The sequence below is a fragment of the Enterobacter cloacae complex sp. HYC080_NIDB genome (assembly GCF_056673325.1).
The window spans coordinates 562,576-586,809 of the sequence record NZ_CP114212.1 but is presented as its reverse complement, the minus strand read 5'-3'; the positions used below and the strand labels follow the sequence as shown (position 1 = coordinate 586,809).

At 53.7% G+C, this 24,234-nt stretch carries 32 protein-coding genes; 17 read left to right on the top strand and 15 right to left on the bottom strand.

The features are described 5' to 3' along the window. Nucleotides 1–78: 78 nt before the first annotated feature. On the bottom strand, nt 79–705 hold the full coding sequence (gene rlmE, locus O1723_RS02795; protein WP_003861812.1) for a 23S rRNA (uridine(2552)-2'-O)-methyltransferase RlmE: 627 nt from the start codon (nt 703–705) through the stop codon (nt 79–81). A 127-nt stretch (nt 706–832) separates the two neighbouring features. On the opposite strand from rlmE, the gene yhbY reads away from it, so the two are divergent. Further along, complete coding sequence (gene yhbY, locus O1723_RS02790) at nt 833–1,126, top strand: ribosome assembly RNA-binding protein YhbY (RefSeq protein WP_003861814.1); 294 nt, start codon at nt 833–835, stop codon at nt 1,124–1,126. Between the two features lie 151 nt (nt 1,127–1,277). Here the strand turns inward: yhbY and greA are convergent, their stop codons facing one another. Then, nucleotides 1,278–1,754 carry a transcription elongation factor GreA gene (gene greA, locus O1723_RS02785; protein ID WP_014171793.1) on the bottom strand — a complete coding sequence of 159 codons (477 nt, stop codon included), beginning with the start codon at nt 1,752–1,754 and terminating at the stop codon, nt 1,278–1,280. Nucleotides 1,755–1,982: 228 nt separating this feature from the next. Here greA and dacB point away from each other — a divergent pair, with 228 nt between their 5' ends. Genes dacB through pmrB form a run of 3 tightly spaced genes read left to right on the top strand, consistent with a single transcriptional unit; the run spans nt 1,983 to nt 5,121 of the window. Next, the gene (gene dacB, locus O1723_RS02780) at nt 1,983–3,416 is read left to right on the top strand and encodes a serine-type D-Ala-D-Ala carboxypeptidase (RefSeq protein ID WP_248191004.1); all 1,434 of its coding nucleotides are present in this window, start codon (nt 1,983–1,985) and stop codon (nt 3,414–3,416) included. Nucleotides 3,417–3,418: 2 nt separating this feature from the next. Next, complete coding sequence (pmrA, locus tag O1723_RS02775; protein WP_014885379.1) at nt 3,419–4,081, top strand: two-component system response regulator PmrA; 663 nt, start codon at nt 3,419–3,421, stop codon at nt 4,079–4,081. Then, nucleotides 4,078–5,121, top strand: coding sequence for a two-component system sensor histidine kinase PmrB (gene pmrB, locus O1723_RS02770; protein WP_014885380.1), 1,044 nt, complete (start codon nt 4,078–4,080; stop codon nt 5,119–5,121). The genes pmrA and pmrB overlap by 4 nt, the downstream gene beginning before the upstream one ends. Before the next feature lie 34 nt (nt 5,122–5,155). Here the strand turns inward: pmrB and cgtA are convergent, their stop codons facing one another. The 4 genes from cgtA to rplU all read right to left on the bottom strand — a co-directional run bounded on the left by cgtA (nt 5,156) and on the right by rplU (nt 7,983). After that, complete coding sequence (gene cgtA / locus O1723_RS02765) at nt 5,156–6,328, bottom strand: Obg family GTPase CgtA (RefSeq protein WP_014885381.1); 1,173 nt, start codon at nt 6,326–6,328, stop codon at nt 5,156–5,158. Continuing rightward, a complete protein-coding gene (locus O1723_RS02760) occupies nt 6,325–7,299 on the bottom strand; it encodes a DMT family transporter (protein WP_248191001.1) in 975 nt (324 codons plus the stop codon). Before O1723_RS02760 ends, cgtA begins: the two co-directional genes overlap by 4 nt. 95 nt (nt 7,300–7,394) lie before the next feature. After that, on the bottom strand, nt 7,395–7,652 hold the full coding sequence (gene rpmA, locus O1723_RS02755) for a 50S ribosomal protein L27 (RefSeq protein ID WP_004385076.1): 258 nt from the start codon (nt 7,650–7,652) through the stop codon (nt 7,395–7,397). 19 nt (nt 7,653–7,671) lie between these two features. Beyond that, nucleotides 7,672–7,983, bottom strand: a complete 312-nt coding sequence (rplU, locus tag O1723_RS02750) for a 50S ribosomal protein L21 (protein WP_003025032.1) — start codon at nt 7,981–7,983, stop codon at nt 7,672–7,674. 257 nt (nt 7,984–8,240) lie between these two features. On the opposite strand from rplU, the gene ispB reads away from it, so the two are divergent. Together ispB and sfsB are read left to right on the top strand one after the other, a co-directional pair. Continuing rightward, the gene (gene ispB / locus O1723_RS02745; RefSeq protein ID WP_014885383.1) at nt 8,241–9,212 is read left to right on the top strand and encodes an octaprenyl diphosphate synthase; all 972 of its coding nucleotides are present in this window, start codon (nt 8,241–8,243) and stop codon (nt 9,210–9,212) included. A 229-nt stretch (nt 9,213–9,441) separates the two neighbouring features. Further along, nucleotides 9,442–9,729, top strand: coding sequence for a DNA-binding transcriptional regulator SfsB (gene sfsB, locus O1723_RS02740; protein WP_014885384.1), 288 nt, complete (start codon nt 9,442–9,444; stop codon nt 9,727–9,729). A 61-nt stretch (nt 9,730–9,790) separates the two neighbouring features. Here the strand turns inward: sfsB and murA are convergent, their stop codons facing one another. From murA to mlaF, 7 genes are all read right to left on the bottom strand, one after another. Next, a complete protein-coding gene (gene murA / locus O1723_RS02735; protein WP_014885385.1) occupies nt 9,791–11,050 on the bottom strand; it encodes a UDP-N-acetylglucosamine 1-carboxyvinyltransferase in 1,260 nt (419 codons plus the stop codon). Nucleotides 11,051–11,100: 50 nt separating this feature from the next. Further along, nucleotides 11,101–11,355, bottom strand: coding sequence for a BolA family iron metabolism protein IbaG (gene ibaG / locus O1723_RS02730; protein ID WP_008501458.1), 255 nt, complete (start codon nt 11,353–11,355; stop codon nt 11,101–11,103). A gap of 126 nt (nt 11,356–11,481) precedes the next feature. Continuing rightward, complete coding sequence (mlaB, locus tag O1723_RS02725; protein ID WP_014885386.1) at nt 11,482–11,775, bottom strand: lipid asymmetry maintenance protein MlaB; 294 nt, start codon at nt 11,773–11,775, stop codon at nt 11,482–11,484. Further along, nucleotides 11,775–12,410 (bottom strand): phospholipid-binding protein MlaC, encoded by a 636-nt coding sequence (gene mlaC / locus O1723_RS02720; protein WP_014885387.1) that lies wholly within the window; start codon nt 12,408–12,410, stop codon nt 11,775–11,777. Before mlaC ends, mlaB begins: the two co-directional genes overlap by 1 nt. A 17-nt stretch (nt 12,411–12,427) precedes the next feature. Next, nucleotides 12,428–12,976: an outer membrane lipid asymmetry maintenance protein MlaD gene (gene mlaD / locus O1723_RS02715; protein ID WP_014885388.1), complete on the bottom strand. Its 549-nt coding sequence runs from the start codon at nt 12,974–12,976 to the stop codon at nt 12,428–12,430. 4 nt (nt 12,977–12,980) lie between these two features. Further along, on the bottom strand, nt 12,981–13,763 hold the full coding sequence (mlaE, locus tag O1723_RS02710; RefSeq protein WP_010436044.1) for a lipid asymmetry maintenance ABC transporter permease subunit MlaE: 783 nt from the start codon (nt 13,761–13,763) through the stop codon (nt 12,981–12,983). 7 nt (nt 13,764–13,770) lie between these two features. After that, a complete protein-coding gene (gene mlaF, locus O1723_RS02705) occupies nt 13,771–14,583 on the bottom strand; it encodes a phospholipid ABC transporter ATP-binding protein MlaF (RefSeq protein ID WP_014885389.1) in 813 nt (270 codons plus the stop codon). 227 nt (nt 14,584–14,810) lie between these two features. Between mlaF and O1723_RS02700 the strand changes: the two genes are divergently transcribed. From O1723_RS02700 to npr, 11 genes are all read left to right on the top strand, one after another. Then, nucleotides 14,811–15,788, top strand: coding sequence for a calcium/sodium antiporter (locus O1723_RS02700; RefSeq protein ID WP_014885390.1), 978 nt, complete (start codon nt 14,811–14,813; stop codon nt 15,786–15,788). A gap of 13 nt (nt 15,789–15,801) precedes the next feature. Beyond that, entirely contained in the window at nt 15,802–16,788 is a 987-nt protein-coding gene (gene kdsD, locus O1723_RS02695; protein ID WP_014885391.1) for an arabinose-5-phosphate isomerase KdsD, read from the top strand. A 14-nt stretch (nt 16,789–16,802) separates the two neighbouring features. Next, entirely contained in the window at nt 16,803–17,369 is a 567-nt protein-coding gene (gene kdsC / locus O1723_RS02690; RefSeq protein WP_014885392.1) for a 3-deoxy-manno-octulosonate-8-phosphatase KdsC, read from the top strand. Next, nucleotides 17,366–17,941, top strand: coding sequence for an LPS export ABC transporter periplasmic protein LptC (gene lptC / locus O1723_RS02685; RefSeq protein ID WP_014885393.1), 576 nt, complete (start codon nt 17,366–17,368; stop codon nt 17,939–17,941). The genes kdsC and lptC overlap by 4 nt, the downstream gene beginning before the upstream one ends. Then, nucleotides 17,910–18,464, top strand: a complete 555-nt coding sequence (gene lptA / locus O1723_RS02680) for a lipopolysaccharide ABC transporter substrate-binding protein LptA (RefSeq protein ID WP_014885394.1) — start codon at nt 17,910–17,912, stop codon at nt 18,462–18,464. Before lptC ends, lptA begins: the two co-directional genes overlap by 32 nt. A 6-nt stretch (nt 18,465–18,470) precedes the next feature. Further along, nucleotides 18,471–19,196 (top strand): LPS export ABC transporter ATP-binding protein, encoded by a 726-nt coding sequence (gene lptB / locus O1723_RS02675; RefSeq protein ID WP_014885395.1) that lies wholly within the window; start codon nt 18,471–18,473, stop codon nt 19,194–19,196. A gap of 47 nt (nt 19,197–19,243) precedes the next feature. After that, complete coding sequence (gene rpoN, locus O1723_RS02670; RefSeq protein ID WP_014885396.1) at nt 19,244–20,677, top strand: RNA polymerase factor sigma-54; 1,434 nt, start codon at nt 19,244–19,246, stop codon at nt 20,675–20,677. Nucleotides 20,678–20,699: 22 nt separating this feature from the next. After that, a complete protein-coding gene (gene hpf, locus O1723_RS02665; RefSeq protein WP_014171818.1) occupies nt 20,700–20,987 on the top strand; it encodes a ribosome hibernation promoting factor in 288 nt (95 codons plus the stop codon). Nucleotides 20,988–21,069: 82 nt separating this feature from the next. After that, complete coding sequence (ptsN, locus tag O1723_RS02660) at nt 21,070–21,561, top strand: PTS IIA-like nitrogen regulatory protein PtsN (RefSeq protein ID WP_008501443.1); 492 nt, start codon at nt 21,070–21,072, stop codon at nt 21,559–21,561. Between the two features lie 45 nt (nt 21,562–21,606). Further along, entirely contained in the window at nt 21,607–22,461 is an 855-nt protein-coding gene (gene rapZ, locus O1723_RS02655; protein WP_014885397.1) for an RNase adapter RapZ, read from the top strand. Then, on the top strand, nt 22,458–22,730 hold the full coding sequence (gene npr / locus O1723_RS02650; RefSeq protein WP_003861872.1) for a PTS phosphocarrier protein NPr: 273 nt from the start codon (nt 22,458–22,460) through the stop codon (nt 22,728–22,730). Before rapZ ends, npr begins: the two co-directional genes overlap by 4 nt. Nucleotides 22,731–22,768: 38 nt before the next feature. On the opposite strand, the gene mtgA is transcribed toward npr, so the two are convergent. Continuing rightward, nucleotides 22,769–23,494, bottom strand: coding sequence for a monofunctional biosynthetic peptidoglycan transglycosylase (mtgA, locus tag O1723_RS02645; protein WP_248190998.1), 726 nt, complete (start codon nt 23,492–23,494; stop codon nt 22,769–22,771). Continuing rightward, nucleotides 23,491–24,144: an isoprenoid biosynthesis glyoxalase ElbB gene (gene elbB, locus O1723_RS02640; RefSeq protein WP_014885399.1), complete on the bottom strand. Its 654-nt coding sequence runs from the start codon at nt 24,142–24,144 to the stop codon at nt 23,491–23,493. Before elbB ends, mtgA begins: the two co-directional genes overlap by 4 nt. Nucleotides 24,145–24,234: the final 90 nt, after the last annotated feature.

Genomic DNA, 24,234 nt, shown 5'->3' with positions numbered 1-24,234 from the left:
TTACAACTGTGTTAAAAACAGCGTCAGGATACTCTATATCCAGTTTCATTCAAACTTTCGCCTGAAATCTACCGGTTATCATTTTCGCCCGGTCGCTACAATATACACTTCGCGGGAACGGGCCCGGGAAGAGTCCGGCTTACGAACTTTGACCTTCGCAAACAGGGAGCGAATTTCCTTAAGATACTCCTCGAAACCTTCGCCCTGAAACACCTTCACAACAAAACTACCACCAGGCGCTAGTACATCACGACACATTTCTAACGCTAGCTCCACCAGATACATGGCGCGGGGGATATCCACCGCCGGTGTTCCACACATATTTGGTGCCATATCGGACATGACAACCTGGACCTTACTGTCACCTACACGATCAAGTAACGCTTTAAGCACTAATTCATCACGAAAGTCGCCCTGAAGGAAGTCGACACCGACGATAGGATCCATTGGTAAAAGATCGCACGCGATGATTCGGCCCGTTCCGCCGATCTGCGTTACCGCATACTGGGACCATCCGCCAGGTGCCGCACCGAGGTCAACAACAGTCATCCCCGGCTTAAAAAGTTTGTCACTTTGCTGTATTTCATCAAGTTTAAACCAGGCACGGGAACGCAACCCCTTTTTCTGCGCCTGTTGAACATATTTATCGCTAAAGTGTTCCTGAAGCCAGCGGCTAGAGCTGGCAGAACGCTTTTTACCTGTCATTTAACATTTCCGTCCTGGTTCATCGTTACTTGCCTGTGACGTAAATTTCTACGCAGCTATTTGGCGATATAAGGGAGATGGCGGTAGAATGAACCGTTTTCAATCCCAACGTAAGCAAAAATATACGATGAATCTGAGTACTAAACAAAAACAGCACCTTAAAGGTCTGGCACATCCGCTCAAGCCTGTAGTGATGCTTGGCAACAATGGTTTGACCGAAGGGGTGCTTGCCGAGATTGAACAAGCGCTGGAACACCACGAGCTGATCAAGGTGAAAATCGCCTCTGAAGACAGAGACACTAAAAACCTGATCGTGGAAGCCATCGTGCGCGAAACCGGCGCCTGTAATGTACAGGTCATCGGTAAAACGCTGGTGCTCTACCGCCCATCTAAAGAGCGTAAAATCTCGCTGCCACGCTAAGGATATCCTGAATCGAACACATTTTCTGTGTGAAACGAGGGATTTCTGTCAGCAGGCGAGCAAAATGCCATGCTCCTTGAGTTGATAAAAGGCCGCTATGCGGCCTTTTTCTTTTCTTTACAATGTATCAACATCTTACCAGAGATGCGAATTACAGGTATTCAACCTTGATAATTTCGTATTCCACTTCACCGCCAGGCGTGCGAATGGTAACAACATCATCCTGCTCTTTGCCAATCAGGCCGCGAGCAATCGGAGAGTTCACGGAAATCAGGTTCTGTTTGAAGTCTGCTTCATCATCACCCACGATGCGATAGGTCTGCTCTTCGTCGTTGTCCAGGTTCAGCACGGTCACGGTTGAACCAAAGATCACACGCCCATTGTTAGGCATCTTGGTGATATCGATAACCTGCGCATTGGACAGTTTTGCTTCGATATCTTTGATACGTCCTTCACAGAAGCCCTGCTGCTCACGCGCCGCGTGGTATTCAGCGTTCTCCTTCAGGTCGCCATGCTCACGCGCATCCGCGATAGCGGCGATAATTTCAGGGCGACGAACGGATTTCAGGAAATCCAGCTCTTCGCGCAGTTTTTCGGCACCACGTAAGGTCATCGGAATAGCTTGCATTTGTTATACCTCTTAAACATTCCTGTTGGGAGCAGTGTTCCCTGCTCCTGCCCCCCTAAGCGGGCAAGAAGCAAAAAGAAAACCGACCCGGGAGCAACGCCCCAGGTCAGCAGCAATTTTTCAATTTGATACGCATTTTACCGCGAAGTTCACTATGGGTCATCGTTTACTTTGCAGTGCTATGCACCGTAGTATGACGGTTTGTTTTCGGGTTGTTAGCGCGAGATTATGCGATTTTCCAGATTTATCATCGGATTGACTACCAGTATAGCGTTCAGCGTTCAGGCCGCGAATGTTGATGAGTACATTAATCAGCTACCCGCAGGTGCTAACCTTGCATTGATGGTGCAGAAGGTCGGGGCGCAGACGCCAGAGATTGACTATCACAGTCAACAGATGGCGCTGCCTGCCAGTACCCAAAAGGTGATCACGGCCCTCGCCGCGCTGCTTCAGCTCGGCCCTGACTTTCGTTTTACCACCACGCTTGAGAGCAAAGGCAACATTGAAGGCGGTGTGCTGAAAGGCGATCTTATCGCCCGTTTTGGCGGCGATCCGACCTTTAAGCGCCAGGATATCCGCAATATGGTGGCGGTGCTGAAAAAATCCGGTGTGACGAAAATCGAGGGTAACGTGCTGATCGACACCTCGATTTTTGCCAGCCATGATAAAGCGCCAGGCTGGCCGTGGAACGACATGACGCAATGCTTTAGCGCACCACCCGCCGCCGCGATTGTTGACCGCAACTGCTTTTCAATTTCCCTTTACAGCGCGCCCAAACCGGATGATTTAGCGTTTATCCGCGTGGCATCCTACTACCCGGTGACCATGTTTAGCCAGGTGCGTACGCTGGCCAAAGGCTCCCCGGATGCCCAGTATTGCGAACTGGACGTGGTGCCTGGCAATCTTAACCGTTTCACGCTCACCGGCTGTCTGACCCAGCGCGCCGATCCCCTGCCGCTGGCCTTTGCAATACAAGATGGCGCGAGCTACGCGGGCGCCATTCTGAAGGATGAACTGAAGCAGGCAGGCATTAGCTACTCCGGTACGCTGCTCCGCCAGACGCAGGTCAACCAGCCCGGAACGGTCATCGCCAGCAAACAGTCGCCTCCGCTGCACGATTTGCTGCGAATTATGCTGAAAAAGTCTGACAACATGATTGCTGATACGGTGTTCCGCATGATCGGCCACGCGCGTTTTGGCGTGCCGGGAACCTGGCGCGCGGGCTCAGACGCTGTGCGCCAGATCCTGCGCCAACAGGCGGGAATCGATCTGGGTAATACCATTGCTGTCGATGGTTCCGGATTATCGCGTCATAATTTGATCGCACCGGCAACCATGATGCAAGTGCTTCAGTACATTGCACAACATGACTCTGAGCTAAACTTTATTTCAATGCTGCCGCTTGCCGGGCATGACGGTTCTCTGCAGTATCGCGCCGGGCTTCACGCGGCCGGCGTAGATGGCAAAGTATCCGCTAAAACAGGTTCACTGCAGGGCGTTTACAATCTTGCAGGGTTCATCACGACCGCCAGCGGACAACGCATGGCCTTCGTACAGTATCTTTCCGGCTATGCCGTCGAACCGACCGATCAGCGCAACCGTCGTATTCCGCTGGTTCGCTTCGAAAGCAGGCTTTATAAAGACATTTATCAGAATAACTAGCGATGAAACTACTCATAGTTGAAGATGATCTGTTATTACAGGAAGGACTCGCGCTGGGGCTTGCCAACGAAGGGTATGCTCTGGATTGTGCCGGTACCGCGGCAGAGGCGGATTCCCTGATCCAGAGCGGCGAGTACAGTCTGGTGATCCTCGATTTGGGTTTGCCGGACAAAGACGGCGCGACGCTGCTCACCCAATGGCGTCGGCGCGGCATCGCTAACCCGGTGTTGATCCTGACGGCACGCGATGCGATTGAAGATCGTATTACCGGCCTCGATGCTGGCGCAGATGACTATCTGGTGAAGCCCTTTGCGCTCGCAGAACTTCAGGCCCGCGTGCGGGCGCTTATCCGGCGCTATCAGGGGCACAGCGATAATCTGCTGACGGACGGCGACATCACGCTCAATCTGCAAACCCAGCAGGTACTGCGTCAGTCCCAGCCCGTTGAAGTGACCCCAAAAGAGTTCGCCCTCCTGACCCGCCTGATCATGCGCAGCGGGCAAACGGTGCACCGTGAAACGCTGCAACAGGACATTTACTCCTGGCAGGACGATCCCGGCTCTAACACCCTGGAAGTCCACATCCATAACCTGCGTCGCAAGCTTGGCAAAGACCGGATAAAAACCGTCCGCGGCGTTGGCTATCGTCTGGAGAGCCAGAAATGAACAGCATGCGTCGGCGATTAATGGTGTTGCTGGCGGTCATTCTGTTATTTTTCCAGCTGATAAGCGTGATTTGGTTGTGGCATGAAAGCCGTGAGCAGATTGGCTTTCTGGTGAATGAAACGCTGTCTGCAAAAGCCCGCAATAACCATGTCGAAAAAGAGATCCGCGAGGCGATTGCATCTCTTCTGGTCCCTTCCCTGGTGATGGTCAGTTTCACACTGCTGTTTTCATTCTGGGCGGTCACCTGGATAACCCGGCCTCTGAATAAACTCCGCGACAGCCTCGCTAACCGTTCGGCGGATAACTTAACGCCGCTGCCTATGTATTCCGACATGGAAGAAATAGGCGCCGTTACCACCTCTCTCAACCAGCTACTCGCCAGGCTGGACAGTACCATTCAGCAGGAGCGTCTCTTCACCGCAGACGCCGCCCACGAACTGCGAACGCCACTGGCCGGGATCCGGCTTCATCTGGAGTTAATGGCGCAGTCAGGCTCTCCGCAGGCAACAACGTTAATCAGCCGTATCGATCAGCTCATGCATACCGTTGAACAACTGCTGATGCTGGCCCGTGCCGGACAGGCGATGGCGAGCGGTCACTATGAGACCATTAACTGGACGGACACGATCATAACGCCCCTTGGTCTTGAGCATGAAGCCAAAGAACATACGGTGATATGGCCGGCCAAAAGTAACCTTACGGTGCAGGGTGACGCGGTGCTTTTGCGACTGATGCTGCGTAACCTGCTGGAAAATGCCGGACGTTACAGTCCACCAGGCACAACAATCACCGTGGCACTAACCGAGGTTGCGGGAGGTACGCTGGTCAGCGTGAGCGATCAGGGGCCCGGCATCGATGAAGCACATCGACAGTCGATCACCGAGCCGTTCCGTCGGCTTGATCAGCGCTACGGCGGTAGCGGCCTGGGCCTGAGTATCGTACAGCGTATCCTGCAACTCCACCGCGGTAAGCTGGCGCTGGAGAACGGTGCTGAAGGCGGCCTGATAGCAAGCTGCTGGCTCCCCTCAACGCTGGAATAAAAAAAGCCCCCGGAATGGGGGCTTTAGACAGATATCAGTGCTTGTAGATGAACTCGACACCTTCTTCGTCGTCTTCATCCCAGTCATCGTCCCAGTCGTCTTCCTCTTCCGCTTCCAGCTCTTCGAGCTGCTGACGGTGGTAGTCATCCCACATGAATTCGACTTTTTCTGGCTGTTTCGCTTCTTCAGCCTGAACAACCGGGTTTTCGATGATAAAGGTCATCACATCCCAGCAGAGATCTTTCACGCCAACCTGGCTTGCCGCGGAGATCAGGTAGTATTTATCTTCCCAGCCCATCGCTTCAGCAATCGCTTTAGCTTTCGCTTCCGCTTCCGCTTTATCCATCAGGTCGATCTTGTTGAAGACCAGCCAGCGCGGTTTAGACGCCAGTTTTTCGCTGTATTTTTCCAGCTCACCGATGATGATCCGGGCATTTTCAACCGGATCGGAACCATCAATAGGATCGATATCAATGAGGTGCAGCAGTACGCGGCAACGCTCAAGGTGTTTCAGGAAGCGAATGCCGAGACCGGCACCTTCCGCTGCACCTTCGATCAGACCCGGGATGTCAGCAACAACGAAGCTCTTCTCGTTATCCATACGGACAACACCCAGGCTCGGTACCAGCGTGGTAAACGGATAGTCCGCCACTTTTGGTTTCGCCGCAGAAACCGCGCGAATAAAGGTCGATTTACCGGCATTTGGCATACCCAGCATGCCCACGTCTGCCAGGAGCATCAGCTCCAGCTGCAGATCGCGCTTATCGCCCGGCGTACCCATCGTTTTCTGACGCGGAGTACGGTTAACGGACGATTTGAAGCGACTATTGCCCAGACCGTGCCAGCCGCCTTTTGCAACCATCAGGCGCTGACCGTGTTTGGTCATGTCACCCATGGTTTCACCGGTGCCCTGGTCAATCACGCGCGTACCAACCGGCACTTTAATGGTCACGTCTTTACCGCGTTTACCGGTACAGTCGCGGCTCTGACCGTTCTGACCACGTTCAGCGCGGAAGGATTTTTCGAAACGGTAGTCGATCAGCGTGTTGAGGTTCTCATCCGCCTCCAGCCACACATCACCACCATCCCCGCCGTCGCCGCCATCCGGGCCACCTCGAGGAATATATTTTTCACGGCGGAAGCTCACGCAACCGTTGCCGCCATCACCAGCCACAACCAGGATCGTTGCTTCATCAACAAACTTCATTTTACTCTCCGTAACTCATTCGCCTGAGCGGGGACCGCTTCATTTTTGCGCCAACGTCCCCAAAGACGATGACCAATGGCGGAATACATCGCGCCCGCAACCACGACAAACGCACCGAGATAGCCCAACAGGTTGAGCATCGGTCTGACGAAGACATCGGGCCAGGCCATTGATAACAAATCTGAAAATAACAGGGTAAACAGCGGAGTCAGCGTGATCAATGCGCTAACCTGTGCTGCCTGCCAGCGCGCCATTGCTTCAGCAAGCGCGCCATAACCAACCAGCGTGTTAAGCCCACAAAAAATGAGGCACGCCAGCTGCCAGTCGCTCAGCTGGGTAATGACACCCGGCTTTGCTAACGGCAATAATGCAACTGTACATAAAGTGTACAGCAAAAAAAGGATCTGCTGTGAGGCCAGGCGCCGCAATAACACCTTTTGCGCGACGCCATAGATTACCCAGACCGTAGCTGCTCCCACACCAAAAATCACACCCCAGGTGTAATCCGTCAGGCGGGTAAAAATTTCGATCAGGCTGGTGTTAAAGAACATCACCAGACCACACAGCAACATGCTCGCCCCGATAATCTGCGTCCCACGCATCTTCTCCTTGAGGATAAACACGCTGGCGACCATCATGCCCACAGGTGAAAGCTGACCAATCACCTGTGACGCTGTAGGGCTAAGATACTGCAGAGAAGAGCTGAACAGGATGAAGTTACCAAACAGACCGCCCGTCGCGATAGCCAGCAGCACCAGCCAGCGCGGTTTGCGGAAAAGTCGCAAAGGCGGAAGCTTACCTTTGATAGCCAGAATGGCGCCGAGGCCGATGCTTGCCATCAGAAAGCGATAAAAGACCACCGTAGGCGGCTCCATCACTTCCAGTACTTGCTTCATTGCAATTGGCAGCGCACCCCAGCACATTGCGGTCGTGAGCGCCAAAAGAATACCAATGCCGGCCTGCTGCTTCATGCCCGTTTTCCCTACAGAAAATTTTCCGGGTTTCCAATGTAAAAAGCCCCGCAACACGTTGCGGGGCTTTAATCCGTTACCTGACCGAGAAAACCTTACTCAGCAACGATGCTGATGTATTTACGGTTGTTCGGGCCTTTAACTTCAAATTTCACTTTACCGTCTGCTTTAGCAAACAGAGTGTGGTCACGACCGCAACCTACGTTGTTGCCAGCGTGGAATTTGGTACCACGTTGACGAACAATGATGCTACCCGCCAGAACGGATTCGCCACCGAAACGCTTAACGCCCAGGCGTTTAGCTTCTGAATCGCGACCGTTACGTGTGGAGCCGCCAGCCTTTTTATGTGCCATTTAAATCTCTCCTCAGGTCTTAGGCGCTGATGCCAGTAATTTTCACATCAGTGAACCACTGACGGTGGCCCTGCTGCTTACGGTAGTGTTTACGACGACGAAACTTAACGATTTTAACTTTCTCGCCACGACCGTGAGCAACAACTTCAGCTTTGATAACGCCGCCATCAACGAAAGGAACGCCGATTTTGACTTCTTCACCGTTTGCGATCATCAGAACTTCTGCGAACTCAACAGATTCGCCAGTTGCGATGTCCAGCTTTTCCAGGCGAACGGTCTGACCTTCGCTTACTCGGTGTTGTTTACCACCACTTTGGAAAACCGCGTACATATAAACTCCGCTTCCGCGCACATCCTCGTATGATTCAGAGTGCGCTATAAATATTCACAATAGGGCGCGAATATTACGCAAAACGCGAGCCTTTGACAAGTGCTACCATCAATACATGAAGAAAAAAAACACAACACGTACGGTAACGTTTAACTGAGCCGTTTTTTCAGTACAATCAGCACTACTATTGATAAACCGAAACCCTTCGTTACCCCATTGAAGATGGGATCAACAGGATGAAAAGCCCGGCTTTTGCGATGAATTTAGAAAAAATCAATGAGTTAACCGCGCAAGATATGGCGGGTGTGAATGCAGCAATCCTGGAGCAACTCAACTCTGACGTTCAGTTGATCAATCAGTTGGGCTATTACATTGTCAGCGGCGGCGGTAAACGCATTCGCCCGATGATTGCCATTCTGGCTGCCAGAGCCGTTGGCTATCAGGGAAATGCCCACGTCACGATCGCCGCACTGATCGAATTTATTCACACAGCGACGCTTCTGCATGACGATGTTGTGGATGAATCCGATATGCGTCGCGGTAAGGCCACGGCCAATGCCGCCTTCGGTAATGCCGCCAGCGTTCTGGTCGGGGATTTTATCTATACCCGCGCCTTCCAGATGATGACCAGCCTGGGCTCGCTGAAAGTGCTGGAAGTGATGTCAGAAGCCGTAAACGTCATCGCTGAAGGCGAAGTGCTGCAGCTGATGAACGTCAACGATCCGGATATTACTGAAGAAAACTACATGCGCGTCATCTACAGCAAAACAGCGCGCCTGTTTGAAGCGGCCGCGCAGTGCTCCGGCATTCTGGCTGGCTGTTCTGAGGCTCAGGAAAAAGGGCTCCAGGACTATGGTCGCTATCTGGGGACAGCCTTCCAGCTGATTGATGATTTGCTGGACTACAGTGCGGACGGCGAAACGCTCGGCAAAAACGTGGGCGATGACCTGAACGAAGGCAAACCGACCCTGCCGCTGCTCCATGCGATGCGCAACGGAACTGAAGACCAGGCGAAAATGATCCGTGAGGCGATCGAACAGGGAAATGGTCGCCATCTTCTGGAACCGGTACTGGAAACTATGGCGATCTGCGGTTCACTGGAATGGACGCGTCAGCGTGCCGAAGAAGAGGCTGATAAAGCCATCGCTGCCCTTCAGGTTATTCCAGACAGCCCGTGGCGTGATGCCCTTATTGGCCTTGCCCACATCGCTGTTCAACGCGATCGTTAATCCTTTCACACCTCCCCGTTTCCATCGCGGGGAGGTTCTAAAACACCCCAGTAAATTCCGTATTCATGTAAATTCATCGGTTTAGAGACCGCATGAATAAAGGCATGTCTTATTCTGAATATCCCTTCAAGTAACGCGAACTTTTTAGAACAAGAGTTTGAAATGGGTATAGTAAGCCAGTCGTTTCAGAAGAAACGGCGTAGGTGAATCCGCACTTAAGGACAGCGTTATGGATACGAAATTTATCGACTGGCATACGGCAGATATCATTGCGGCACTGCGCAAAAGAGGGACGTCACTGGCAGCAGAGTCCCGCCGCCATGGTCTGAGTTCTTCCACCCTGGCCAACGCCCTGACCCGCCCCTGGCCAAAGGGAGAATTAATTATCGCGACGGCGCTGGAAACGCACCCGTGGGTGATCTGGCCCTCGCGCTACCACGATCCCATTACCCATGAATTCATCGACAGAACGCGCATGATGCGCCAGAGAAAGTTAAAGAAAGAACCACAGGAATAACGCGCTTTTTAGCAGGAACAGCAACCCCCCGGTCATCTCTGGCAGGGGGCTGCCGGAACGATTACTCGCCCTTCACACGCTCGATATTGGCACCCAGCGCGCGCAGTTTGTCTTCGATACGCTCATAACCACGATCGATGTGGTAAATACGATCCACCACCGTAGTACCTTCCGCAATACACCCCGCCAGCACCAGGCTTGCAGACGCACGCAGATCGGTTGCCATCACCTGAGCACCTGACAGTTTCTCCACGCCGTGGCAAATCACGGTATTGCTCTCGATCTCAGCATGCGCACCCATACGGATCAGTTCCGGTACGTGCATAAAGCGGTTCTCGAAAATGGTCTCTGTGATGAAGCCTGTCCCTTCGGCAACCAGGTTCAACAGGGTGAACTGCGCCTGCATGTCCGTTGGGAACGCCGGATGCGGCGCCGTACGTACATTGACCGCTTTTGGACGCTGACCGTGCATATCGAGGCTGATCCAGTCTTCGCCGATTTCGATATCCGCGCCTGCATCACGCAGTTTCGCCAGCACCGCATCCAGGGTATCAGGCTGCGCGTTGCGACAAACAATCTTACCGCCAGAGATCGCTGCGGCCACCAGGAAGGTGCCGGTTTCGATACGGTCGGGCAGAACGCGATACACACCGCCGCCCAGACGCTCAACGCCTTCGATGGTGATACGGTCAGTACCCTGGCCGGAGATCTTCGCCCCCAGCGCCACGAGGAAGTTGGCAGTATCCACAATCTCTGGTTCACGCGCGGCGTTTTCGATGATGGTCGTGCCTTCTGCCAGCGTTGCCGCAGACATGATGGTGACGGTTGCGCCCACGCTCACTTTGTCCATGACAATGTGCGCGCCTTTCAGACGACCGTTGACGGAGGCTTTAACGTAACCTTCTTCCAGCTTGATCTCAGCGCCCAGTTTCTCCAGACCATAGATATGCAGATCAACCGGACGCGCACCGATGGCGCAACCGCCCGGCAGTGAAACCTGACCCTGACCAAAACGCGCCACCAGCGGGCCAAGCGCCCAGATGGATGCACGCATGGTTTTCACCAGATCGTAAGGCGCAGAGAAGTTGTTCACGTTGCTGGCATCGATCCAGACGGAACCGTTACGCTCAACTTTCGTGCCCAGCTGGGTGAGCAGCTTCATGGTGGTGTCGATATCTTTCAGCTTCGGTACGTTCTGAATTTCTACCGGCTCTTCCGCGAGCAGCGCAGCAAAGAGGATTGGCAGCGCGGCGTTTTTCGCGCCAGAAATTGTGACTTCGCCCTGGAGACGCGTTGGCCCCTGTACACGAAATTTATCCATTTTGTGCTCTCTTATAAATTCAACCGTGCTGCGGGCCTGTCGCCCTCAGCTCAAAAACCGTTTAGTTTGCGATCGCGTGCCCACTCTTGCGGGGTGAACGCTTTAATCGACAGGGCGTGGATGCGGTTATCCGCAATATATTCCATCAGCGGCGCGTACACAGCCTGCTGTTTCTTCACACGGCTCATACCGTCGAACATCTCACCCACAGCAATAACCTGGAAGTGACTGCCATCGCCAGTGACGTGGGCTTCCTGAAGGGAGAGTGCATTCATCAGCACTGTCTGGATTTCATGATTTTCCATGGGTTCTTAATCATCTGATAGTGAAAACAAGCCCAACATCTTAGAGCAAAGTGGCGTCGTCTTAAACAAGCAAAAAGCCCCGACGATGAAACTGTCAGGGCTTTCGGAAGTAACGCACTGAAAATATTAACGAGGCAGGACGTCCGGAGGCAAATTGTAGAGTTGGGCAAGGGTAACGACATTATCGCTCGCGCCATGAAGCCTGACGCTTGTCCCCTGCTTTTTCCCCACAGCGACCAGATGGGCGAGCAGTGCAACACCTGCCGTATCCACCCGCGTGACGTCGGTTAAGTCGATGAGCGTCACGCCCTGCATCGCGTCGTGGCGTTTATCCCACAGTGGGTTCAGCAGGTCCTGATCAAGTTCACCGGACAGCTTTAACGTCTCACCTTCACGCGACCAACTGAGTTGCTGCGACATTACTTTTTCTCGTCCAGAGTAATTTTCTGACGCGCAATAGACTGCAGTTGCGCGGTCAGGCCATCAATACCTTTGGTGCGCAGCAGGTCACTCCACTCGTTCTGTTTGGTGGTGATCATGCTTACCCCTTCGGCAATCATGTCATAGGCCTGCCAGTGCCCGGTCTGGCTGTTTTTACGCCACTGGAAATCCAGGCGCACCGGTGGACGGCCGTTAGGATCGTTGATCGTCACGCGGATAGGCACAATGGTGGCATCACCCAGCGGCTGCTCGGGAGCAATCTGATAGGTCTGGCCGTGGTACATCGCCAGCGCCTGACCATACGCCTGTTTCAGGTATTCACGGAACGCAGCAAAGTAGGCTTCACGCTGCGCAGGCGTCGCATCTTTGTAATAACGTCCCAGCACCAGCGCACCAGCATATTTGATCTGCACATAGGGCAGCAGTTCCTGGTCTACCACGTCACGCAGATAATCAGGATTCGCGCGAATTTTTGGCTGTTCGTTTTTGAGACGGTCGAAGGTTTTCTTCGCAGCTTCGTCCATCAGTTTGTACGGGTTGCTTTGATCCGCAGCATGAGCCGCAGTCAGGGGAGCAATGACCAGCATGGCAACCATTAACAGTCGTTTAAACATGAATGACTTCTCCTGAATTAATTCGTCGCACCTGGGGTCGGCGCAGCGTTGGTATGGTCTTCACTCTGCGCAGGGGCATCGTCAGACTTTTTATCATCCCCTTTACTGTTGTAAAGGAACTGACCAATCATATCTTCCAGCACCATCGCGGACTTCGTATCCTGGATAACGCTACCGTCTTTAAGGATAGTCGTTCCAAGCTCAGGGTCTTCAAAGCCAACGTTGAGCGCCAGGTATTGCTCTCCCAGCAGGCCGGAAGTACGGATTGACAGGGAGCTGGTGTCCGGAATGTGGTTGTAACGCTCTTCGATATCCATCGCAACGCGCGGCAGATACGTTTTCTCATCAAGCGTTATGTCTGATACACGCCCGATAACAACGCCACCAATACGCACCGGTGAGCGCGCTTTCAGGCCGCCGATATTATCGAAGGTGGCATAGACACGGTATGTCGGCTCGGTGCGCACTGAGGTGATATCCGCCGCTCGCAGACAGATAAACAGTGCGGCCAGCAGCGCCAGCAGCAGAAACACGCCGACCCAAATTTCATTTTTTCTCGTTTGCATGAACTCAATTCCCAAACATCAGTGCGGTGAGCACAAAATCCAGACCCAGTACGGCCAGCGACGAATGTACGACAGTACGTGTAGTTGCACGGCTAATGCCCGCCGACGTCGGAATGGCATCATAACCATTGAACAAGGCGATCCAGGTGACCGTAATGGCAAATACCACGCTTTTAATCAGGCAGTTAACCAGATCCATTCGCAGATCGATGGCATCCTGCATGGCGGACCAGAAGAAACCGGCATCAATGCCTTTCCAGTGGACCCCCACCAGCGAACCACCCCAGATCCCCACGGCGACAAACAGAATAGTCAGTAGCGGTAACGAGATCACCCCCGCCCAGAAACGCGGAGAGATGACCCGACGCAGCGGGTCGACCGCCATCATCTCCATGCTGGAGAGTTGCTCGGTGGCGCGCATCAGGCCAATTTCTGCCGTGAGTGCTGACCCTGCACGACCGGCGAACAGCAGCGCCGCCACAACCGGCCCCAGTTCACGCAGCAGTGAGAGCGCCACCAGCATCCCGAGGCTGGTTTCCGCACTGTAGGTGGTCAGAACGAGGTAGCCCTGTAGCCCCAGCACCATACCGATAAACAGGCCGGAGACAATGATGATGAGCATCGACAGCACACCGACATTATAAAGCTGCCGCACCAGCAGAGGCGCGTGCTTGCGAAACTCCGGCTTGCCAACCAGCGCGTTGAATAACATTAATCCGGCACGCCCGAACGTCCTGATGGTTTTTATGCCACGGTGTCCAAGGGCGGCCAACGCATTTAACAGCATGAGTGGCTTAACTCCCTAATCCCAGTAAATCGTCACGATAATCGCCCGCCGGGTAGCGGAACGGTACGGGTCCGTCAGCAATACCATCGAGGAATTGCCGCACGCGCGGATCGCAATTTTCCTGAAGCGCCTGGGCGCTGCCGTGTGCGACGATCTTTTTGTCCGCCACGATATAGGCGTAATCGGCAATGCTCAACACTTCCGGTACATCGTGAGACACCACAATACAGGTTACGCCGAGCGCGCTGTTCAGTTCAGAGATAAGCTTCACCAGCACGCCCATCGTGATGGGATCCTGTCCGACAAACGGTTCGTCGAACATGATTAAATCGGGTTCTAATGCAATGGCTCGCGCCAGTGCGGCACGTCGCGCCATCCCGCCAGACAGTTCTGAAGGCATCAGTTTTGCAGCCCCCCGCAGACCGACAGCTTCAAGCTTCATCATCACCGTGCTTTTCAGCAGTTCAGGCGGCAGGCTGGTATGTTCGCGCAGCGGATAAGCCACGTTATCAAAGACGTTCATGTCGGTGAACAGCGCCCCCGACTGAAAGAGCATACTCATACGTTTGCGGACAGTATACAGGCGCGAGCGCGACATCTCCGGGATGTTTTCGCCATCGAAGAGGATTTCACCGCTGTCAGGTGGGATCTGCCCACCAATAAGGCGCAGAAGGGTCGTTTTACCGATCCCGGACGGCCCCATGATGGCGGTAATTTTGCCACGCGGTACGGTCAACGAAATATCATCGAATATCAATCGATTACTACGCGAGAAACTCACACCGCGGACATCGACTAAATTCGCCATCGTTTGGCTCATTTATGGTTCCTTTCTTACCCTGCTCACGTTTAAGCGTGCAGCCTGAATCAGCCCTAAACTCAGCATTTTTACAGAATATTAGCCATTGAGGTTAGCGAAAGCTGGCATTTGTTTTACTTTTCCTGCGCATAAAGTCAAAATTAGGAATTCGTTACGCCTCAGACCGTATGCAGTCCAGTCATTCCCGCGCGATGGACCGACAAGTATACCTGAAGAAAGGACTTTTGATGCTTTTAGCAACAGCACTGTTAATAATTGGTTTACTTTTGGTGGTCTACAGTGCTGACCGTTTAGTGTTTGCTGCATCAATCCTGTGTCGCCTGACGGGCGTACCGCCGGTTGTCATCGGGATGACCGTTGTCAGTGTTGGCACGTCGCTTCCTGAAATCATCGTCTCTGTCTCGGCATCGTTGCACGGTCAGTTAGACCTTGCAATTGGCACCGCGATTGGCTCTAACATCGTCAACATCTTACTGATCCTGGGCCTGGCGGCGCTGCTCCATCCATTTCGCGTGCATTCTGATGTTCTGCGCCGGGAATTGCCGCTAATGTTAATCGTAAGTCTGCTGGCAGGCTGCGTATTTTATGATGGCGTACTGAGCTACAGCGACGGCATTTTCCTGCTGGCGCTAGCCGTCATTTGGCTGCTGTATAGTGTTAAAATCGCCCGCCAGGCTGAGAAACTGGGTCATGACAGCCTCACGCGTGAGCAGGTCGCCGAGCTCCCGCGCGAAGGTACGCTACCGGTCGCCCTGCTCTGGCTTGGCGTCGCGCTGATTATTATGCCGATGGCAACGCGCATGGTCGTGGATAACGCGACGGTGCTGGCGAACTTTTTCGCCATGAGTGAACTGACGATTGGCCTGACGGTGATTGCTATCGGCACCAGCCTGCCGGAGCTGGCCACCGCCATTGCGGGGGCACGTAAAGGGGAAGATGACATTGCCATTGGTAATATCATCGGTTCCAACATATTTAATATCGCGATTGTGATGGGTCTGCCGGCCCTGATAACGCCAGGGCCCTTCAACCCTCTGGCATTCTCTCGCGATTACGGAGTGATGTTGTTGGTCAGCGTGATATTCGCCCTGCTCTGCTGGCGGCGGCAACGACAGATCGGCAAAGGCGCAGGTGCGCTGCTGACAGGTGGATTTATCGTATGGATGGCGATGCTGTACTGGCTCTCGCCTCTTCTCTCTGGGTAAACGGAAACGCATTATGTCGCAAATAGAATTGCAGCCGGGTTTTGACTTTCAGAAAGCAGGCAAAGACGTTCTGGAGATTGAACGTGAAGGTCTGGCGCAGTTAGATCAGTACATTAATCAGGATTTTAGTCTGGCCTGTGAGAAGATGTTTTACTGTGCCGGTAAAGTCGTAGTGATGGGGATGGGCAAATCCGGTCATATTGGCCGCAAAATGGCGGCAACCTTTGCCAGCACCGGAACCTCCTCCTTCTTTGTCCACCCGGGAGAAGCCGCACACGGCGACCTGGGGATGGTCACGCCGCAGGATGTTGTCATCGCGCTGTCCAACTCCGGTGAATCCAATGAAATCCTGGCGCTAATCCCGGTACTGAAGCGCCTGCAGGTGCCGCTGATTTGCATGACCAGCCGCCCTGAAAGCAGCATGGCGCGTGCAGCCGATATTCACCTGTGCGTAAAAGTACCCAAAGAAGCCTGTCCTCTCGGTCTGGCTCCAACGTCCAGTACCACCGCGGCCCTGGTCATGGGCGATGCACTTGCCGTTGCGTTGCTGGAAGCGCGTGGTTTTACGCCGGAGGACTTCGCGCTTTCCCACCCGGGTGGCGCGCTGGGGCGCAAGCTGCTGCTTCGGGTAAACGACATTATGCACACCGGGGATGAGATCCCTCACGTCAGTAAAGAGGCCTCCCTGCGTGATGCGCTGCTGGAAATCACCCGCAAGAATCTGGGCATGACGGTCGTGTGTGACGACCTGATGAAAATTCAGGGGATCTTCACCGATGGCGACCTGCGTCGCGTGTTCGACATGGGTGTAGATGTCCGTACACTTGGCATTGCCGATGTCATGACGCCCGGCGGGATTCGCGTGCGTCCGGGTACGCTGGCCGTGGATGTGCTGAACCTGATGCAGTCCCGCCATATCACCTCCGTTATGGTTGCCGATGGCGACCAGTTGCTGGGTGTGGTACATATGCATGATCTGCTGCGCGCAGGCGTAGTGTAATGAAGGATAAGACAATGAGTAATGCGGGTGCATCCCTTGCAACCTGTTATGGACCGGTTAGTAACCAGATGATGGCAAAGGCGGAAAATATTCGTCTGCTCATCCTTGATGTCGATGGCGTACTCTCCGATGGCCTGATTTACATGGGCAATCATGGCGAAGAGCTGAAAGCGTTTAACGTCCGCGATGGCTACGGAATTCGCTGCGCGCTCACCTCGGGTATCGAGGTGGCTATCATCACCGGGCGGAAAGCTAAACTGGTAGAAGACCGCTGTGAAACCTTAGGGATTACCCATCTGTATCAGGGGCAATCCGATAAAATGGCAGCGTTCAACGATTTACTGGGTAAACTGGCGATCGCGCCGGAAAACGTGGCCTATGTCGGGGACGATTTGATTGACTGGCCAGTGATGGCTGAAGTCGGTCTCAGCATTGCGGTTGCTGACGCTCACCCGTTGCTGCTCCCACGCGCTGATTACGTTACCCACATCAACGGTGGCCGTGGTGCCGTACGTGAAGTCTGCGACCTGCTTCTGCTGGCGCAGGGCAAGCTTGATGAGGCCAAAGGGCAATCAATATGAGTAAAACCAGACGTTGGGTTATCATTCTGCTTTCGCTTGTCGCACTGGTATTGATTGGCGTGAACCTGGCCGATCGCGACGATACGCAAAAGGAAGTGATCAACAATAACGATCCAACCTACAAAAGCGATCACAGCGACACCGTGGTCTATAGCCCGGAAGGTGCGCTGAACTATCGCCTGGTTGCCCAGCATGTGGAATATTTTTCCGATGAGGGCGTTTCGTGGTTTACCCAACCCGTCATGACCACATTCGATAAAGACAAAGTGCCGACGTGGTCAATTAAGTCAGATCGGGCCAAACTGACAAATGACCGTATGCTTTATCTGTATGGCCACGTTGAAGTCAACGCCCTGACCGCTGACTCGCAACTGCGGAAAATTACGACCGATAATGCCCAGATCAACCTGGTAACCCAGGACGTGACCTCGCAGGATCTGGTCACACTGTATGGCACAACATTTAATTCCAGCGGTTTAAGAATGCGCGGGAACTTACGCAGCAAGAACGCCGAGCTGATTGAAAAGGTTAGAACCTCCTATGAAATTCAAAACAAACAAACTCAGCCTTAAAGTAATTATCGCCAGCGCGATGCTGGCGACCAGTCTCCCCGCGCTTGCTGTAACGGGTGATACCGACCAGCCGATCCACATCGAGTCTGACACTCAGTCCCTCGATATGCAGGGTAACGTCGTCACCTTCACGGGTAACGTCGTGATGACGCAGGGCACCATCAAAATTAACGCCGATAAAGTGGTCGTTACCCGTCCGGGTGGCGAGCAGGGCAAAGAGATCATTGATGGTTACGGCAACCCGGCCACCTTCTACCAGATGCAGGACAACGGCAAGCCGGTGAAAGGCCGCGCCTCGCATATGCACTATGAGCTGGCGAAAGACCTGGTTATCCTGACCGGAAACGCGTATCTGGAACAGCTGGACAGCAACATTACCGGCGACAAGATCACCTATCTGGTGAAAGAGCAAAAAATGCAGGCCTCCAGCGAGAAAGGCAAACGCGTAACCACCGTGCTGGTTCCGTCTCAGCTGCAGGATAAAGGCAAGGGTCAGGCCCCGGCACAGAAGAAGAGTAACTAATTCGTTATGGCAACATTAACTGCAAAAAATCTCGCGAAGGCCTATAAGGGCCGCCGTGTCGTAGAAGATGTCAGTCTGACCGTCAACTCCGGCGAAATTGTGGGCCTGCTTGGCCCTAACGGTGCGGGTAAAACCACCACCTTCTACATGGTGGTTGGCATTGTCCCGCGTGATGCCGGCAACATCATCATCGATGATGAAGACATCAGCCTGCTGCCACTGCACGCGCGCGCGCGTCGTGGCATCGGCTATCTGCCGCAGGAAGCCTCTATTTTCCGCCGTCTGAGCGTCTTTGATAACCTGATGGCGGTTCTGCAAATTCGTGACGACCTGACCAGCGAACAGCGTCAGGATCGCGCCAACGAGCTGATGGAAGAGTTTCACATCGAGCACCTGCGCGACAGCCTGGGTCAGGCATTGTCCGGCGGTGAACGCCGTCGTGTTGAGATTGCGCGCGCGCTGGCTGCAAACCCTAAATTTATCCTTCTGGATGAACCGTTTGCCGGTGTTGACCCAATCTCCGTCATCGACATTAAACGTATCATTGAGCATCTGCGTGACAGCGGGCTTGGCGTGCTGATCACCGACCACAACGTGCGTGAAACGCTTGCCGTCTGTGAGCGCGCGTACATTGTGAGCCAGGGCAATCTGATCGCCCACGGTACGCCGCAGCAGATCCTCGAAAACGATCATGTTAAGCGCGTCTATCTTGGGGAAGACTTCAGACTCTGATAGGGTAGAGGTAACGTAACGCCGAACCGGAGAAAAATGCTCTGAACATGAAGCAAGGTTTGCAATTAAGGCTCAGCCAACAACTGGCGATGACGCCGCAGTTACAGCAGGCAATTCGTCTGTTGCAACTGTCCACCTTAGAACTCCAGCAGGAGCTCCAGCAAGCGCTGGACAGCAATCCCCTGCTGGAGCAAGCCGATCTTCATGATGAGGTAGATACACAGCAGTCCCAGGATACAGAATCGCTCGATACCGCAGATGCACTCGAACAAAAAGAGATGCCGGACGAGCTTCCTCTGGATGCCAGCTGGGATGAAATTTATACCGCCGGCACCCCTTCCGGTACGCGTGCAGACTACCAGGACGATGAGCTGCCGGTTTATCAGGGCGAAACCACCCAGTCGCTGCAGGATTACCTGATGTGGCAGGTGGAGCTGACCCCGTTCTCCGATACCGATCGTGCCATTGCCACCTCCATTGTCGACGCCGTTGATGACACCGGCTATCTGACCGTCACGCTGGACGACATTCTGGAGAGCATGGGCGATGAAGAGATTGAGCTGGAAGAGATTGAAGCCGTTCTGAAACGTATTCAGCGTTTCGATCCCGTAGGCGTGGCAGCGAAAGATCTGCGCGACTGCCTGCTGATCCAGCTTTCTCAGTTCAGCAAAGAGACGCCATGGCTCGACGAAGCACGCTTAATCATCAGCGATCATCTGGATCTTCTCGCTAACCACGACTTTCGTAGCCTGATGCGCGTTACGCGCCTCAAAGAAGAGGTGCTGAAAGAGGCGGTGAATCTGATTCAGTCCCTCGATCCGCGGCCTGGTCAGTCGATCCAGACGAGTGAACCCGAGTACGTGATCCCGGACGTGCTGGTCAGAAAACATAACGACCGCTGGGTCGTTGAACTGAACTCTGACAGCATCCCTCGCCTGCAAATCAACCAGCAGTACGCCTCCATGTGCACCAGCGCGCGCAACGACGCCGATAATCAATATATTCGTAGCAACCTTCAGGAAGCGCGATGGTTGATCAAGAGTCTGGAGAGCCGAAATGATACCCTGCTTCGCGTGAGCCGCTGTATCGTCGAACAGCAGCAAGCATTCTTTGAGCAGGGCGAAGAATATATGAAACCGATGGTACTGGCGGATATCGCTCAGGCCGTCGAGATGCATGAATCAACCATTTCCCGCGTCACCACGCAGAAGTATCTGCACAGTCCGCGCGGTATTTTTGAGCTTAAGTATTTCTTCTCCAGCCACGTGAGTACCGAGGGCGGCGGCGAAGCGTCGTCAACGGCGATTCGCGCACTGGTGAAGAAGTTGATCGCCGCGGAGAACCCCGCGAAGCCACTGAGTGACAGTAAGTTAACCACCATGCTGTCCGATCAGGGTATTATGGTGGCACGTCGTACTGTTGCGAAGTATCGAGAGTCTTTATCCATTCCGCCGTCAAACCAGCGTAAACAACTGGTGTGACACAACCGATAAGGAAGACACTATGCAGCTCAATATCACAGGACACAATGTCGAGATTACTGAGGCCTTACGTGATTTTGTGAACGCTAAGTTCGCGAAACTCGAGCAGTATTTCGAAAGGATCAACCAGGTCTACGTTGTGTTGAAAGTGGAGAAAGTGACTCATATCTCGGATGCGACCCTGCATGTAAACGGGGGTGAACTCCATGCCAGTGCGGAAGGGCAAGACATGTACGCTGCTATCGACGGCTTGATTGATAAGCTTGCGCGACAGCTCAATAAACATAAAGATAAACTGAAACAACACTAATTGTCCGGGCAGTTAACGGGTGCAGGACGGCCTGTTGTGAAAAACAACAGGCCATTTGTACAGTTAGCGCTTAGGTGAAATTATGATGAACAACGATTCCGCTCTTCAACTGAGCAATGTCCTTAACCAGGAATGTACCCGCAGTGCCGTTCACTGCCAGAGCAAAAAACGTGCGCTGGAGATCATCAGTGAACTGGCTGCAAAACAGCTGGGCCTGCCGCCGCAGGTGGTGTTCGAAGCGATCCTGACCCGTGAAAAGATGGGCAGTACCGGTATCGGCAACGGCATCGCGATCCCGCACGGCAAGCTGGAAGAGGACACCCTGCGTGCCGTCGGTGTGTTTGTGCAACTGGAAACGCCAATTGCCTTTGATGCCATTGATAATCAGCCTGTCGATCTCCTCTTCGCGCTGCTGGTTCCTGCCGACCAGACCAAAACCCATCTACACACGCTTTCGCTGGTCGCTAAACGTCTGGCCGATAAAACCATCTGCCGTCGACTGCGCTCAGCCCAAAGTGATGAAGAGCTTTATCAGATTATCACTGAAGCAGAAGGCAATCAGGATGACGCGTAACCAGGAGATGGCCTTCACATCTGTTGTCCTGAGGAGAAACGGAACATGGTGCTGATGATTGTCAGCGGTCGTTCAGGGTCGGGGAAATCCGTTGCCCTGCGCGCGCTGGAAGACATGGGTTTTTACTGCGTAGATAACCTGCCGGTGGTGTTATTGCCCGATCTGGCGCGTACCCTGGCGGAGAGACAAACCTCTGCTGCCGTCAGTATCGACGTTCGTAACATGCCCGAGTCGCCTGAAATCTTCGAGCAGGCAATGAGTAACCTGCCTGACGCATTCTCGCCTCAGCTGCTGTTTCTCGATGCCGATCGCAATACCCTGATCCGCCGCTACAGCGATACCCGGCGTTTGCACCCGCTTTCCAGTAAAAATCTCTCGCTGGAAAGCGCCATCGACGAAGAGAGCGATCTGCTGGAACCGCTGCGTTCACGCGCCGACCTGATTGTCGATACCTCAGAGATGTCCGTTCATGAACTGGCGGAAATGCTGCGTACCCGCCTGCTGGGCAAACGCGAGCGCGAACTGACGATGGTGTTCGAATCCTTTGGCTTTAAGCACGGTATTCCGATTGATGCGGACTATGTTTTCGACGTGCGCTTCCTGCCGAACCCGCACTGGGATCCTAAACTGCGTCCTATGACCGGCCTGGATAAACCCGTTGCGGCGTTCCTCGACAGGCACACAGAAGTTCACAATTTTATCTACCAGACGCGAAGCTACCTTGAGCTATGGTTACCTATGCTGGAGACAAACAATCGTAGCTACCTGACGGTGGCGATTGGCTGTACCGGCGGTAAACATCGTTCGGTCTACATTGCCGAACAGCTGGCCGACTATTTCCGCTCGCGCGGCAAGAACGTTCAGTCCCGTCATCGCACGCTGGAAAAACGTAAAACATGACCGTAAAACAAACCGTTGAGATCACCAACAAGCTGGGAATGCACGCACGCCCGGCGATGAAACTGTTTGAGCTGATGCAGGGTTTTGATGCAGAAGTTCTGTTGCGCAATGATGAAGGCACCGAAGCGGAAGCGAACAGCGTTATCGCCCTGCTGATGCTGGATTCTGCCAAAGGGCGCCAGATTGAGGTCGAGGCCACCGGCCCTCAGGAAGAGGAAGCGCTGGCGGCGGTGATTGCGCTGTTTAATGCCGGGTTTGACGAAGATTAGGTCTGCCATTCTGGCGGGTGGCGCTGCGCTTACCCGCCCTACATCAGATGATTACGCTGCATAAACCCCTCTCCACCCAGCTGTCGCATCTGACGCATGATCCATGCCTGACGGCTTCGCACGTAGCCTGATGGGGCACTGGCCTTAAAGCGAAGAGGATTAGGCAGTACAGCGGCTAACAGCGCGGCCTCCGACATGCTTAGCCTGCTGGCAGGTTTATTAAAATAGCGTTGTGATGCAGCTTCGACACCAAATACCCCCTCCCCAAACTCGGCAATATTGAGATAGACGGTCAGAATGCGCTTTTTGCTCCAGACTGTTTCCATTCCAAGCGTCAGCCCCGCTTCCAGCCCTTTTCGCACCCAGCTTCGGCCATCCGACAGGAACAGATTTTTTGCCGTCTGTTGCGACAGGGTAGACGCACCGCGCACGCGATTTTCATGGCGTTCGTTATGGGCAAGCGCCTTTTCAATCGCGGCCACATCGAACCCCCAGTGCTCCGGGAACTTCTGATCTTCCGCCGCGATGACTGCCAGCCCCATCCACGGTGAGATCTCGTCCGTACTCACCCAGTCAGAATGCGCGACATAGCCAAAATCACCGGAGAACCACGCGCTGAGCTGACGCTCAACCATAACGGCTGAAAACGGTACTGGCAAAATGCTGAACACGGCCAGTCCGCCTCCCCAGAACACCGCCAGCACGAGTACGATGCGCAAAAGAAGGTATTTCACCCATTTTCCTGCGGAAGACTGTCGGCTCATTCCGTCAGCACCAGTACCCGGGCTACCAGTTTTTCAATACCCTCAGCCGCTTGCGCGATATTCTGCGCCAGCATGTACGCGGGCGTGGTGACAATTTTGTTCTCTTCATCCACGACAATGTCATCGACCGGGCACGGAACGTGTTCGCCACCCATCTCCTCGATGACCTCAGCAGTATCGATATCGGTCCCGATTGTCAGCCGTAAGGGGAAATCAAAAATGTTTGGCAGCATGGCCGGTGCAATGCAGATAAAGCCCAGCGGCTTACCCGCCGCATGCATCGCCTGCGCCAGCGCTTTTAAATCCGCGTCCACCTTGCAAGCCGCGCCTTCAGCAGCAAAAGTGCTGAGATTTTTCGCGGCACCAAAGCCACCCGGCACAATGAGCGCATCCAGTTCAGCAGCATTTGCCTGGGCCAGCGGACGAATTTCTCCCCGGGCAATACGCGCGGCTTCAATCAACACATTACGGGTTTCGGCCATTGGCTCGCCGGTCAGATGGTTAATGACATCCGCCTGATTTTTATCTGGCGCAAAACACATCACCTCTGCACCCTGTTTTGCCAGAGCCAGTAGGGTAATTACGGCTTCATGTATCTCTGAGCCATCATAAACACCGCATCCGCTCAGGACGACACCCATTTTTTTCATCTTGACGATCCTTCTTTGCAACTTGCTGAAGCACATTAATAATTTTGATTAAAACGCTATGCTTCACACATTTCACTGATTCATGTAACA